Source organism: Stenotrophomonas sp. AN71 (assembly GCF_050435725.1).
Taxonomy (GTDB): Bacteria; Pseudomonadota; Gammaproteobacteria; order Xanthomonadales; family Xanthomonadaceae; genus Stenotrophomonas.
In genome coordinates this window covers 167,244-179,952 of record NZ_JBNDKU010000006.1, presented here as the reverse complement: position 1 = coordinate 179,952, position 12,709 = coordinate 167,244, and the positions used below count along the sequence as shown (strand labels likewise).

11 protein-coding genes are annotated in these 12,709 nt (G+C 67.1%); 2 read left to right on the top strand and 9 right to left on the bottom strand.

The features are described 5' to 3' along the window. Positions 1 to 32: 32 nt before the first annotated feature. The 4 genes from ABH900_RS11805 to glnA all read right to left on the bottom strand — a co-directional run bounded on the left by ABH900_RS11805 (position 33) and on the right by glnA (position 5,572). Entirely contained in the window at positions 33 to 1,757 is a 1,725-nt protein-coding gene (locus ABH900_RS11805; RefSeq protein WP_429623031.1) for a ShlB/FhaC/HecB family hemolysin secretion/activation protein, read from the bottom strand. A gap of 295 nt (positions 1,758 to 2,052) precedes the next feature. Beyond that, positions 2,053 to 3,480: an ammonium transporter gene (locus ABH900_RS11800; protein ID WP_429623030.1), complete on the bottom strand. Its 1,428-nt coding sequence runs from the start codon at positions 3,478 to 3,480 to the stop codon at positions 2,053 to 2,055. 21 nt (positions 3,481 to 3,501) lie between these two features. Next, the gene (locus ABH900_RS11795; RefSeq protein WP_004134334.1) at positions 3,502 to 3,840 is read right to left on the bottom strand and encodes a P-II family nitrogen regulator; all 339 of its coding nucleotides are present in this window, start codon (positions 3,838 to 3,840) and stop codon (positions 3,502 to 3,504) included. 322 nt (positions 3,841 to 4,162) lie between these two features. Further along, positions 4,163 to 5,572 carry a type I glutamate--ammonia ligase gene (gene glnA, locus ABH900_RS11790; RefSeq protein WP_429623029.1) on the bottom strand — a complete coding sequence of 470 codons (1,410 nt, stop codon included), beginning with the start codon at positions 5,570 to 5,572 and terminating at the stop codon, positions 4,163 to 4,165. A gap of 223 nt (positions 5,573 to 5,795) precedes the next feature. On the opposite strand from glnA, the gene ABH900_RS11785 reads away from it, so the two are divergent. Both ABH900_RS11785 and ABH900_RS11780 read left to right on the top strand, forming a co-directional pair. Next, on the top strand, positions 5,796 to 6,590 hold the full coding sequence (locus tag ABH900_RS11785; protein ID WP_429623028.1) for an undecaprenyl-diphosphate phosphatase: 795 nt from the start codon (positions 5,796 to 5,798) through the stop codon (positions 6,588 to 6,590). A gap of 73 nt (positions 6,591 to 6,663) precedes the next feature. After that, the gene (locus ABH900_RS11780; protein WP_429623027.1) at positions 6,664 to 7,491 is read left to right on the top strand and encodes an META domain-containing protein; all 828 of its coding nucleotides are present in this window, start codon (positions 6,664 to 6,666) and stop codon (positions 7,489 to 7,491) included. A gap of 76 nt (positions 7,492 to 7,567) precedes the next feature. Here the strand turns inward: ABH900_RS11780 and ABH900_RS11775 are convergent, their stop codons facing one another. The 5 genes from ABH900_RS11775 to ABH900_RS11755 form a co-directional block, all read right to left on the bottom strand. Further along, positions 7,568 to 8,179: a YbhB/YbcL family Raf kinase inhibitor-like protein gene (locus ABH900_RS11775; protein WP_429623026.1), complete on the bottom strand. Its 612-nt coding sequence runs from the start codon at positions 8,177 to 8,179 to the stop codon at positions 7,568 to 7,570. 10 nt (positions 8,180 to 8,189) lie between these two features. Next, a complete protein-coding gene (locus ABH900_RS11770) occupies positions 8,190 to 10,259 on the bottom strand; it encodes a tetratricopeptide repeat protein (RefSeq protein ID WP_429623025.1) in 2,070 nt (689 codons plus the stop codon). 56 nt (positions 10,260 to 10,315) lie between these two features. Then, on the bottom strand, positions 10,316 to 11,305 hold the full coding sequence (locus ABH900_RS11765) for a YheT family hydrolase (RefSeq protein ID WP_429623134.1): 990 nt from the start codon (positions 11,303 to 11,305) through the stop codon (positions 10,316 to 10,318). Positions 11,306 to 11,357: 52 nt separating this feature from the next. Beyond that, entirely contained in the window at positions 11,358 to 12,149 is a 792-nt protein-coding gene (locus ABH900_RS11760; protein ID WP_429623024.1) for a lysophospholipid acyltransferase family protein, read from the bottom strand. A 119-nt stretch (positions 12,150 to 12,268) separates the two neighbouring features. Beyond that, entirely contained in the window at positions 12,269 to 12,703 is a 435-nt protein-coding gene (locus ABH900_RS11755; RefSeq protein ID WP_429623023.1) for a hotdog fold thioesterase, read from the bottom strand. Between the last annotated feature and the right edge of the window lie 6 nt (positions 12,704 to 12,709).

The window sequence follows — 12,709 nt, the reverse complement described above, 5'->3', positions numbered from 1 at the left end:
AGCAGACCGCGCAGGCCGTTCATGTGCAGGCGTCAGAACGAGACGCCCAGGTTCATGCCAAACGTGGTGTAGGCGGTCTGGAATCCGCGTGGCTTGGACAATGGGCTGCCGACGAACGCATCCCAGTTGATGTGGCGGGTGCCGCCGCGAAGGCCGAGTGCGGTACCGGTGAGCCTGTCGCCCAGCAATCGGGCCGTAGACGGGCCGGCGACACGTCCATGATCGATGGCGACGTAGGCCTCCACGCCACCGCCCAGGGGTGCGCCCAGCTCATTGCGCAGCAACCAGCCACGCTCGCCGGTCAGCGACATTTCGCCGTCGAAGCCACGCACGGTGTAGCGGCCACCAATGGAGAACCGGTCCTGCGGCACCAGTGGCGAACGGTTCCACTGCGCACGCCAGCTGCCGATATAGCGCAGGCTCTGCTTGCCCCACTGCAGGGGCACGACCCACTGCGCGTCCGCGGTGTAGATGCGGCCACGTGCCGTTCCTTCACCGAACGCCTCTTCCGGTGCACGCAGCGCGTTGAAGGCACCGGTGCCCTGGCGGTACGCCAGGTTCACATCCAGTGTCGCCTTGCCGATGAAGTGGCGGTGGCCCAGGCCCAGCTCCCAGCCGGCCATGCGGCGGCGCTGCACTTCGATCTCGGTATCGTTGATGAAGTTGTCCGATTCGCGGTACCAACCGCGCGCGTACATGCTGGTTTTGGCATGTGCGTTGCGGAACAGCATGCGGGTCAGCCGCAGCTCGGCATTGCGGCTGGAGCCGCTGTAGACATAGTTCTCGAACGCACCGGCAACCGTCTGCTCATAGTCGTACTTGCTGGCGTTGGCACCCAGCAGCCAACTGCCCAGCGGCACGCTGTAGTGCGCCGCCCAGCTGTCGGTACCGCGCTCACTGCCGTTGAACACCGATCTGCCTACGTTGACGTAGAACAGATCGCTCAGACCGGCAGGGTTGTCCACCGACACGGTGGCACCGGCCTGCATCTTGCCCGTGGTCTGGCTGCCGGCATCGTCCAGGGTCAGGTTGACCCGTACCGGGCGCGCCTGTTTCCAGCTGATCACCAGGTCGCTCTCGCCGGGTTTGGCTGCTGCGCCATCGGCCGGCGGTGCGATCTTTATGTCCACCGAGGCGGTCGGTACGCGCTGCAGATTTTCCAGCGCCTGCTCGATATCACGCAGGTTCAGGACCTCACCACGCGCCACCGGCATCGCGTTCCAGAGGGCGGGGGTACGGCCCTGCCCGTCGGCGAAGCGGATGGCGTTGACGCGCCCTGGCACGACCGTGAGTGTCAGCACGCCGGTCTTGAGGTCCTGCGGTGCGGCAAGGATGCGGGTGGTGACGTAGCCGCGCTCGATGATCGCGTTCTGCACGCGCTTCATCACGATGTCCACACCCGCCGTGCCCAGGCAGCGCCCCGTGGCGCGGTCACTGCGTGGATCAGCGGCCACCAGCGCCCAATGGAAGCGGTCGGCAAGATCGCCCTGCAGCACGATGGTGTTGATGGTGAAGCAGGGCGACTCGTCAACCGGCAGGCGGCCGAGGTCTTCGGTGGCCGGTTGCAGGCGCACATCCGGCGTGGATTCCTGCTGTTCGCGCAGCGCGCGCTCGCGCTCCTGCTGACGCAGCAGTTCCTGTTCCGGTGATACTGCCTGCGCCCAGGCCGGTGTCTGGACGCCGGCGATGGCCAATGCCACACCCACGGACAACCGCCACTGCAGCGCGCGGCTGCGTACATTACGTCCTTGTTCCACGATGCTTTTTCCCTACGGATGGCTGCCAGGCCGGCGAACACCCGGCTGGAAGAGGCAGCACTTTAAGGGAATCGTGTTGCAGGAAACAGGGCTGGCGAACAACGCCGGATCTGCCTTTCCAGGCAAAGTGTGATGCTCGACGGACGGCATTGCGCCGCGCTGCAGCTCCTGGATTTCCATGCCGGACCAGCCTGCGCGCCGACGACCGCTGGCGACACTAGGCGCTCCGCTGCCGCCGCCTCGTCACTGCCTGTATCACAGCAGTGACGAGGGGCCATTGAAACCGTGAAGCCGGTCAGGCCTCGTAGGCCGACTCACCGTGCGAGGTGACGTCCAGGCCAGTGCGTTCTGCTTCTTCGGTCACGCGCAGACCGACCACACTGCGCACCACCAGCAGGATCAGCGTGGTCACCACCGCCGACCACAGCACGGTCAGGCCAACGCTGACCACCTGCACCCACACCTGGTGCGCGATATCCAGATCGGCCTTGGTGCCACCCAGCGACTGCGCGCTGAACACGCCGGTGAGGATCGCGCCGACGATGCCGCCGACGCCGTGCACACCGAACACGTCGGCGGTGTCGTCCACCTTCAGCAGGCGCTTGAGTCCGGTCACGCCCCATACGCAGACCACGCCGGCCACAAAACCAATCACGATCGCGCCGAGCGGGCCGACCGTGCCACAGGCCGGGGTGATGCCGACCAGGCCGGCCACCGCACCCGAGGCCGCGCCCAGCGCCGACGGCTTGCCCTTGGTGATCGCTTCCACCAGCGTCCAGCCGAGCACAGCGGCGGCGGTGGCCAGCACGGTATTGAGGAAGGCCAGCGAGGCCACGGTATCGGCCGCCGCGGCGGAGCCGGCATTGAAGCCGAACCAACCGACCCACAACAGCATCGCGCCGATATAGGTGAACGGCAGGTTGTGCGGCTTCAATGCGGTCTGGCCGTAGCCCAGACGCTTGCCGACGAACCACGCGGCAACGAGGCCGGCCACACCTGCATTGATGTGGACCACGGTGCCTCCGGCGAAATCGATCGCGCCCAGCTCGCCCAGGTAACCACCACCCCAGACGATGTGCGCCATCGGGATGTAGCTGAGGGTAAACCACAGTGCCGAGAACAGCAGCACGGCGCGGAACTTGATGCGTTCGGCGAAGGCACCGACGATCAGTGCGGTGGTGATGCCAGCGAAGGTCGACTGGAAGGCGACGAACAGATAGTCCGGCAGGCCCTTGATCGGCGTGTTGCCCACCGATTCGGGGGTGAAGCCCTTGAGGAAGGCGAATTCGGTGAACGAGCCGAAGAACGGATTGCCCGTGCTGAACACTGCGCTGTAGCCGTAGGCCACCCACAGCAGCAGCACCAGCGAGAACACCACCAGGATCTGGCTGAGGATCGACAGCACGTTCTTCGAACGCACCAGGCCGCCATAGAACAACGCCAGGCCCGGCACCACCATCAGCAACACCAGCAGGGTGGAGGTGAGCATCCAGGCCACGTCGCCGTGGTCGAAGGTTGGAACGGCCGCTTCGGCGGCGGCGGGTGCCGCGGCGAGCGGGGCCTGCAGCGGCTCGACCGCTACGGTTTCGCTCGGCAGCGGCGAGACCTGGGCCTGGGCGTGGGCACTGCCCGGCCAGGCACCGGCGACCAGCGCGCTGAGCAGCATCAACAGCCACACGACATGGAACCGGGCTTGCCACCCGGTGAGAAGGCGCATCTTCATGGGGGAGTCTCCGGAAGGGGGTTACAGCGCGTCGGCACCGATTTCGCCGGTGCGGATGCGGATGACCTGTTCGACGGCAGTGACGAAGATCTTGCCGTCACCGATCTTGCCGGTGCCTGCCGACGACTGGATCGCTTCGATCACCGCATCGGCGCGTTCGTCGGTGACCACGGTTTCGATCTTGATCTTGGGCAGGAAGTCGACGACGTACTCGGCGCCGCGATACAGCTCGGTGTGGCCCTTCTGGCGGCCGAAGCCTTTCACTTCGGTCACGGTGATGCCCGACACGCCAGCGTCGGACAGGGCCTCGCGGACCTCGTCGAGCTTGAACGGCCGGATGATGGCGGAGATCAGTTTCATGCGCATGTCCCGAGGGTGGATGGGGCCAGCGCGCCAGCGCGCGTTGGCATCAGGCAACCTGCGGCCATCAGGTGATGGCCCAGGCTGTTGCACCGGACACGTACAGGGCCGGGACGGCCGTGCCTCTCTCCTTGCACGACCGACGCGGGAGGGAGGGCGGCCCTGGTCGCGTATCCGGTCTCTCTCTTGCCCCTGGATCAGGGGTCAGCGCCCATTCGTAGATGAAAGGGATCCGACCCCGATCTGACCGCGGCTCCCCAGCCGCGAAAACGGAAGCGATGGCGGCGGGTGGGAGGGGGAAGCCCACCGCCATCGCCACCGGTCAGCTGGCGTAGTACAGCTGGTATTCCAGCGGGTGGGTGGCCGCGCGGAACTTGGTCACTTCCTGCATCTTCAGTGCGATGTAGCCGTCGATGAAGTCATCGCTCATCACGCCGCCGGCCTTGAGGAACTCACGGTCCTTGTCCAGCGCTTCCAGCGCCTGGTCCAGCGAAGAGCAGACCTGCGGGATCAGCTTCTCTTCTTCCGGCGGCAGGTCGTACAGATCCTTGTCGCTCGGTGCGCCCGGGTCGATCTGGTTCTTGATGCCGTCCAGGCCGGCCATCATCAGCGCGGTGAAGGTCAGGTAGCCGGACTGGATCGGATCCGGGAAGCGCATTTCGATGCGGCGCGCCTTCGGGTTGGACACCCACGGAATGCGGCACGAGGCCGAACGGTTGCGCGCCGAGTAGGCCAGCATCACCGGTGCTTCGTAGCCCGGCACCAGGCGCTTGTAGCTGTTGGTGCCCGAGTTGGCGAAGGCGTTGATGGCCTTGGCGTGCTTGAAGATGCCGCCGATGTACCACAGTGCCAGCTGGCTCAGGCCGCCGTAGCCGTCACCGGAGAACAGGTTGGCGCCGCCCTTGGACAGCGACTGGTGCACGTGCATGCCGCTGCCGTTGTCGCCGACGATCGGCTTGGGCATGAAGGTGACGGTCTTGCCGTTGCGATGGGCGACATTCTTGATGACGTACTTCATCCGCAGCAGTTCGTCGGCCTTCTGCACCAGGGTGCTGAACTTGGTGCCGATCTCGCACTGGCCAGCGGTGGCCACTTCGTGGTGCTGCACTTCCACTTCGATGCCGACCTGTTCCAGCGTCTTGCACATTTCGGCGCGCAGATCGTGCAGGGTGTCGGTCGGCGGCACCGGGAAGTAACCACCCTTGACGCCCGGACGGTAGCCGCTGTTGGCGCCGTCGTACTTGGCACCGCTGTTCCAGGCGGCTTCTTCGGAGTCGACCTGGAAGAAGGTGTGGCCCATTTCATTGGCGAAGCGGACCGAGTCGAAGATGAAGAATTCCGGCTCCGGGCCGAAGAAGGCGGTTTCGGCGATGCCCGAGGACTTCAGGTAGGCCTCGGCGCGCTTGGCGATGCCGCGCGGGCAGCGGCCGTACGGCTGCATGGTGGCCGGATCGAGGATGTCGCAGCTGATCACGATGGTCGGATCGGCGTAGAACGGATCCACGTAGGCGCTGGCCGGGTCCGGCAGCAGCACCATGTCCGACTCGTTGATGCCCTTCCAGCCGGCGATCGAGCTGCCATCGAACATCTTGCCTTCTTCGAACAGCGACGGCTCGATGATGCTGACCGGGAAGGTCACGTGCTGCTCGACGCCACGCATGTCGACGAAACGCAGATCGACGAACTCGATCTGGTTGTCCTTGATCAGCTTCTCAACGTTTTCCACGGACATCGGTACGACCTCGGATGGGGATGAATGCCTGCTGAGGTACAGCAACGACCGTGCCAACTTTTGCGTAGCCGCAAGTCATTGATTTCAAAAAGACCGCCCCGGAGCGGTGCGAACCGACGCGCACCAAACGGGTGCGCCAGGCAGCAGACGCACCCGTTTGGTGCAGTGCGGATCGTCTATCCTCTCGACCTTCTTCCTTCCGCCGCGCGTGCACGCACTGTCCATGTCCGACCTGCTCTCCGCCCTGCTGCTGGGCATCCTCGAAGGCTTGACCGAATTCCTGCCGATCTCCAGCACCGGCCACCTGCTCATCGCCCAACACTGGCTGGGTGCCCGCTCGGACTTCTTCAACATCGTCATCCAGGCCGGCGCGATCGTGGCCGTGGTGCTGGTGTTCCGCCAGCGCCTGCTGCAGCTGGCCACCGGCTTCAACCAGCGCGAAAACCGCGACTACGTGTTCAAGCTGGGTGCGGCGTTCCTGGTCACCGCCGTGGTTGGACTGGTGGTGCGCAAGGCCGGCTGGTCGTTGCCGGAAACAGTCAGCCCGGTCGCCTGTGCACTGATCATCGGTGGCGTCTGGATGCTGCTGGTGGAGGCCTACACCGCGCGCCTGCCTGACCGTGACCAGGTGACCTGGACGGTGGCGATCGGCGTTGGCCTGGCGCAGGTGGTGGCCGGTGTATTCCCCGGCACCTCGCGCTCGGCCTCGGCGATCTTCCTGGCCATGCTGCTGGGTCTGAGCCGCCGCGCGGCCGCCGCCGAGTTCGTGTTCCTGGTCGGCATCCCCACCATGTTCGCCGCCAGCGCGTACACCTTCCTGGAAATGGCCAAGGCCGGAAAGCTGGGCAGCGAGAACTGGACCGACGTGGGCGTGGCCTTCGTTGCCGCGGCCATCACCGGCTTCGTCGTAGTGAAGTGGCTGATGGGCTACATCAAGTCGCACAGGTTCACCGCCTTCGCCGTTTACCGCATCGCGCTGGGCGCGGCGCTGCTGCTGTGGTTGCCATCCGGCAGCTGAACAGCGCCGGGGTGCGGCAACCCCGTTGCCGGCCCCACCCCGTTTCCCCCACGGTTCCCCAAGGAGAATCACCATGAACCGCAAGCTCACCCTGCTCCTCCCGCTGGCCCTGATGGCCGCCTGCAGCCAGACTCCGGCACCGGCCGGCACCGGTGGCGACGACGTGGCCCCGGCCGCGGCCAAGGCAGCGGACCAGCAGACGCTGGCGCACCTGGATGCGCAGCGCCTGCAGAGCCAGCACTGGCTGCTGCAGCAGGCCACCGGCGCCGACGGCAAGCGCATCGACGCGCTGTTCGCCCGCGAAGACAAGCCGGTCACCCTGGACTTCGCCGATGGCCGCCTGTCGGTCAGCAACGCCTGCAACCACATGGGCGGCAGCTACAGCCTGGCCGACGGCAAGCTCACCGTGGGCGCGATGGCCTCGACCATGATGGCCTGCACCGACAAGGCGCTGATGGCGCTGGACGAGGCCGTGTCCAGCCGCCTGCAGGGCGAGCTGAAAGCCGAGCAGGATGCCGACGGCAAGCTGACCCTGACCACCGCCAAGGGCGACGTGCTGGTGTTCACCCCGGAACCGACCGCTGAAACCCGCTACGGCGGCGCCGGCGAAACCGTGTTCCTGGAAGTGGCCGCCAGGACCGAGAAGTGCTCGCACCCGCTGATCCCCAACTACCAGTGCCTGCAGGTGCGTGAAGTGAAGTTCGACGACAAGGGCCTGAAGCAGGGCGAGCCGGGCAAGTTCGAGAACTTCTACGGCAACATCGAGGGTTACACCCACGAAGACGGCGTGCGCAACGTGGTGCGCGTGAAGCGCTACGAAGTGAAGAACCCGCCGGCCGATGCGCCGTCGCAGGCGTACGTGCTGGACATGGTGGTCGAGTCGGCCATCGAGAAGAAGTAAAACGATGGAAGGGCGGCCGGAAGGCCGCCCTTCTTCGTTATGCAGCGTCGAACCATGCTCGACGCTGCAAAGGGCGTCAGCCCAGTGCCGGGTTCAACGTGTAGGTGCCGTGCAATGCGGCTTCGGCCAGCACGTGGCCATGCATGGCGCGGTAGGCGTCAGCGGCAGTGAAGCGCTCAGGCAGTTCCAACGACGCCACGTCCAGTGCGAACACGCGGAAGAAGTAGCGGTGCAGGCGTTCGTCGTTGAACGGCGGATACGGGCCGTCATAGCCCAGGTAATCGCCGGCCATGTCCGGGTTGCCGGCGAACCAGCCGGTGAAGTCGTTCAGGCCCTGGCGGCTGCCGGCCGGACCGGCCGGAGCGGTCTTGCCCTTCACCACGAAGCCATCGCTGCAGCTGCCTGCGGCGATCTCGTGCACAGACGCCGGGATATCGGCCATCACCCAATGCACAAAGTCGCAGCGCGGCTGGTCGCGCGGCACGCTGATGTCGCTGCGGCCGACCGTTTCCGGCACGGTCGGCACGTCCGGATCGACGCATACCAGCAGGAACGAACGGGTGCCCTCCGGCACGTCGCGCCAGGCCAGGTGCGGATTGCGGTCCGGTGCGAAGCCCGCGGCATCACCGGCAGCGAATTCGCGGTTGATCGGTGCAGCGTTGGTCAGGCTGTGGCTGCTCAGTTGCATCGGCGTCTCCTCACTCTTCCGGGTAACCCAGGCGCACCGCGATCGGGGTGAGCTTGGCGAAGGCGGCGCTCATCACGTCGCGGTAGTTGCGCCAGTGGCCCGGCGGGAAACGCGGTGCGCCCAGCTGCGCCGCCGGCGGCATCGGCCGCTCGAACAGGCGCCCCAGCAGCTCGGCCATCGCCTGCGGATCATTGCCGATCTGGTCGATGCGCAGCAGCACCTGCGGGTACAGGTCCTCCTCGTGCAGGGTAGCGACCTGGGCCAACGCACGCGCAAGCCATTCGCTGGCGTCGGCCAGCGAGGTCATCGCCAGCGGTGCGGCGGCACCGTAGGCGACCCAGTCCAGCAGCATGTCGCGCGGATCGCGCAGCACCACCAGCAGGCGGCCCTGGGGCAGCTGCGGACGCAGCGCCCACAGCAGGGCGTTGTCCCACCACAGCAGCCAGTCGATGACCGCATCGTCCTGCACGCCACGCGACGGCAGCTGCTCGCGCCAGCGCTGCACCAGCCGTTCCGGGGTCAGTACGCCGGACGCCAGGTCCTGCAGCGTGTGGTAGTTCTGGAAAGCATCGTCGGGCGCGTTGGAGGTATAGCGGTCGCTGCGCAGTACCGGGCTGGCGGCCGCCAGACCTGTCGCCACGCGCTCCACGCCCGAACCCGGCGCGCCCCACAGGAAGATCGGCGCGGAGCTCGCATCACCATCGATCTCACCCTTGTCCGGCCAGCTCGGCGGCGCCTTGGCCTGCGGCGGCAGCGGCAGACGCTGCGGCGCCTGCTCGGCCTGCAGTGCCAGCCAGGTCTGCAACGCGGCGTCGTGCTGCCCGGCGCGATCCTGGATTTCGCCCAGCCAGGTGCGCAGATCGGCACGGTGACCTTCGGCGGCCTGTTCGATCAGCGCCTGCACGCGGGCGACCGCGGCAGCCGGATCGCGTTGCAGCAGGCCTTCGACCAGGCGGGTTTCGCCGCTGACACGGCCCGGTTCAAGGCTGACGATGCGCTCGGCGATCGCTTCGGCCTGCGCGTGTTCGCCCACCATGTCGTGCAGGCGCAGGCGCGCTTCCAGCGCCGGCAGGTGGCCCGGCATCGCGTCCATCCAGCGCTCGACAGTGGCGGCGGCGGTGGCACTGCCGACCTCTTCCACCGCCAGTCGTGCCAGCCACAGGTCGTGCAGCTGCGGGTGCTGCTCCAGGGCGGCATCCAAGCGCGCGCGCGCCTCGTCTTCGCGGCCCAGACGCTGCCAGGACATCAGCAGCAGCTGCAGCACCTCGCGGTCGTCAGGCAGCGATTCCAGCAGCGGCAGCAGGTGCTCCAGCGCCTGCAGCGGCTGTCCGCCGCGCAGCGCCAGCTCACCGGCCAGACGGCGCATCGACGGTGTATCCTGGCCCTGCTGCTGCAGGGCAATCTGCATCGCTTCGGCGGCCGCCTCCAGGTTGCCCTGGCGCATGGCCAGCTGTACCACCAGGCCATGCAGCGAGGAGATGGCCGGGTTCAGTTCCAGCACGCGGCGGAACGCCTGCTCGGCGAAGGCCAGCATGTTCTTGCCCAGGTAGGCGAAGCCCAGTGCGTAGAGCACGCGGGTGTCGTTGGGCTGGGCCTGGTTGGCGGCCGACAGCAGCGTCAGCGCGCGGTCGGCATCGTCACGGCGCAGCGCGATCATGCCGTCGATGGTCAGCAGCTCCGGGTGGTCCGGTTCGACGCGCGAGGCCAGGGTGGACAGGCGCTGCGCTTCATCGAAATCGTTGCGACCGATCGCCAGGTGGGCCTGCATCAGGTATGCCGCAAAGGCGTTCGGGTCGAGCCCCGTGGTGCGGGTCAGCGCTTCACCGGCGCCATCGAACTGGCGCAGGGCGAGCAGCAGGCCGGCGTGCTGCAGGTGCAGCTGGGCATCGTCGGGGGCCAGCTGCAGCGCCTGCTGCAGGGCCTCCATCGCGTCCTCGGCGTTGCCCTGCTGCTGCAGCGCAAGCGCCAGCCAGCGGTGGGCCTCTGCCTGGCCGGGTTCATCATGGGTCCACGCCTGGGCCAGCTGCACGGCCTGGCCGGCCTCGTTCTGGCGCAACGCTTGGATGATCTGGTCTTGCATGGCGGTCCGGTTCAAGGGCAAACCCGCATTGTAGCGGCCTGCGCGCCCGTGCCGGTTCAGCCTTTCAGCACCCGCTGCAGGCGTTGTGCCACCCAGCGCTCGGAGAAGCCATCGCCGCGCCAGTTTTCCAGGAAGCCGCAGTGGCCTCCCCAGCAGGCGGTTTCCAGATGTGCCTGGCGCGGCAGCTGCCAGTCGCTGAAGGTCGCATACGGGATCACCGGATCGTCCTGCGCCATCAGGATATCGGCCGGTACCTGCAGGCTGGCCAGGCGATCGCCGGCAATCGAGTAGCCATCGAAATAGGCCTGCAGCGAGCCGAAGCTGGTGTGGCGCTCGACCAGCCACGCGGTCAGCGCGCGGATGTCCAGCCTCAGGACATGGTCGTCGCAGTCGCTCAGTTCCGGGAACAGGTCGCGCTTGCGACGCAGCGAGCCGGCCCACTTGCGGCGGAAGTACCAGTCATACATCGCCGGACCGTTCTCGATGCTGTCCATGGTCAGCGCCGGATCCAGCACCGGGCACACTGACGCAACGCGCAGCAGCGGCACGCCGGCCGCCGGCGCGCGCAGCGCCAGACGCAGCACGAAGTTGCCCCCCAGCGAGTAGCCGGCCGCCACCAGCGGCAGCTGCGGCCAGCGCTGGGCGATATCGCCGGTGGCATGCACCACTTCGTCGATCAGATTGGAGTGGAAGATGCCGGGATTGAGGTGGTGGGTGTTGCCGTGGTCGCGGAAGTTCAACCGCACCACGTCGAAGCCCTGCTCGATCATGCGCGCGGCGGCCATGCGCATGTAGCTCGATTCGGCACTGCCTTCCCAGCCATGCAGCAGCAGCGCGATGCCCTTGGGCTCGCGGCCTTCGACATGGCTGTGCCAGCCCTGCAGGCGCACACCATCGCCACCGTCGAGTATCAGCTCTTCGCTGACCGCGCCGGTGGCGGCCAGCAGCAGCAGGCCGCGTTGCAGGCGCATGCGGCTGGAGCTGAGCATCGACTGCAGATGCGGATTGCGCAGCCAGCGCGGCGGCTGGTAATCCGACGCATGCAGCGTCGGCGTGCCGGCGTCCAGGACAGGTGGCGGGATCAGGGCCACCGCACTCTCACTCGGAACTCATGGCCGCCACGATGCGCGCGCGCGAAGTCTCCGCGATGCGCCGACGGCCTTCCAGGTCCTGGGCACCGATCGGCGCCAGGAAGTGCACTTCCGCACGTCGCGCCGGCTCACCGAGCAGGCGCAGGAAATTGGCGAAGAAGCTCTCGCCCGGGCCGAACGCGACAATGGTCTGCGCATCGCCCTTCACACCGTACACCAGCGCCACCGGCTGCACCGGCACGCCGGTTTCAACCGCCGCCTGGAAGATACGGGCATGGAACGGGCCGACCTCGTGGCCGCCACGGGTGCGCCCTTCCGGGAACACACCGACGGCCTTGCCTTCGCGCAGGCGATCGGCCATCACCTGCATCACACCACCCAGCGATTCGGTGTTGCCGCGCTGGTGGAAAATGGTCTGGCCGCGCGCGGCCAGCCAACCGACCAGCGGCCAGCTGGCGATCTCGCGCTTGGCGACGAAGCCCATCATGCGCTGGCTGTGCAGGATGGAGATGTCGACCCAGCTGACGTGGTTGGCGACGAACAGCACGGCACCCGGCAGCGGCTGGCCAACCCGTGACAGGCGGAAGCCGAAGATCCACATGAGCCCGCCCTGCCACCCGTTGACCACTTTGGCGCCGAAGGTTGCCTCGCCCACACGCAGTTCGCCCCACGGCGGAAGCATGCCGATCAGGATGAGCGGCAGGAACACGATGATGTGGACCAACAGCAGCGGTACGCGGTACAGGTAACGGCACACACGCGCCACGCCGCCGCGGTGGGCCGGAGTGGGGGAAGTCATCCGCGCACGATACCGGAGGGCCGTCATCGCTGCCAGCCGATTTAGGCCATAACACCGATCGGCCGGGGCAATCGGCGGGGAACGCTGGGTTCCGCTGCCGTCGCCGGTCCAGCCAGGGCTCAGCCGTGGCCGGCCGCCACCACCGCCAGGGTCAGCCGCGAGATGCACACCAGGCGGCCCTGTTCGTCCTCGATGCGGATTTCCCACAGCTGGGTGCTGCGGCCCACGTGCAGCGCGCGGGCGGTGCCGGTGACCGTGCCCGAACGCACTGCACGCACATGGTTGGCGTTGATTTCCAGGCCCACGCAGATCTGCTTGGCGGTATCCACGCACAGGTTGCCGGCGCTGCTGCCCAGGGTCTCGGCCAGCACGACCGAGGCGCCGCCATGCAGGATGCCGTACGGCTGGCGGGTACGCTCGTCCACCGGCATGGTGGCCTGCAGCCAGTCGTCGCCGGCACCGCTGAAGACGATGCCCAGCGATTCGATCGCGGTGTTGCGGCTGAGCGTGTTGAGCTGCTCGAGGGAAACGGCTTCGCGGAACACCTGGGTCATGCGGGC

Excerpts from the sequence above, each read along its gene's own strand:
- ABH900_RS11800 (WP_429623030.1), bottom strand. The coding sequence starts at position 3,480 with ATGAAGATGCGCCTTCTCACCGGGTGGCAAGCCCGGTTCCATGTCGTG.
- ABH900_RS11795 (WP_004134334.1), bottom strand. The coding sequence starts at position 3,840 with ATGAAACTGATCTCCGCCATCATCCGGCCGTTCAAGCTCGACGAGGTC.
- glnA (WP_429623029.1), bottom strand. The coding sequence starts at position 5,572 with ATGTCCGTGGAAAACGTTGAGAAGCTGATCAAGGACAACCAGATCGAG.
- ABH900_RS11785 (WP_429623028.1), top strand. The coding sequence starts at position 5,796 with ATGTCCGACCTGCTCTCCGCCCTGCTGCTGGGCATCCTCGAAGGCTTG.
- ABH900_RS11780 (WP_429623027.1), top strand. The coding sequence starts at position 6,664 with ATGAACCGCAAGCTCACCCTGCTCCTCCCGCTGGCCCTGATGGCCGCC.
- ABH900_RS11775 (WP_429623026.1), bottom strand. The coding sequence starts at position 8,179 with ATGCAACTGAGCAGCCACAGCCTGACCAACGCTGCACCGATCAACCGC.
- ABH900_RS11770 (WP_429623025.1), bottom strand. The coding sequence starts at position 10,259 with ATGCAAGACCAGATCATCCAAGCGTTGCGCCAGAACGAGGCCGGCCAG.
- ABH900_RS11760 (WP_429623024.1), bottom strand. The coding sequence starts at position 12,149 with ATGACTTCCCCCACTCCGGCCCACCGCGGCGGCGTGGCGCGTGTGTGC.
- ABH900_RS11755 (WP_429623023.1), bottom strand. The coding sequence starts at position 12,703 with ATGACCCAGGTGTTCCGCGAAGCCGTTTCCCTCGAGCAGCTCAACACG.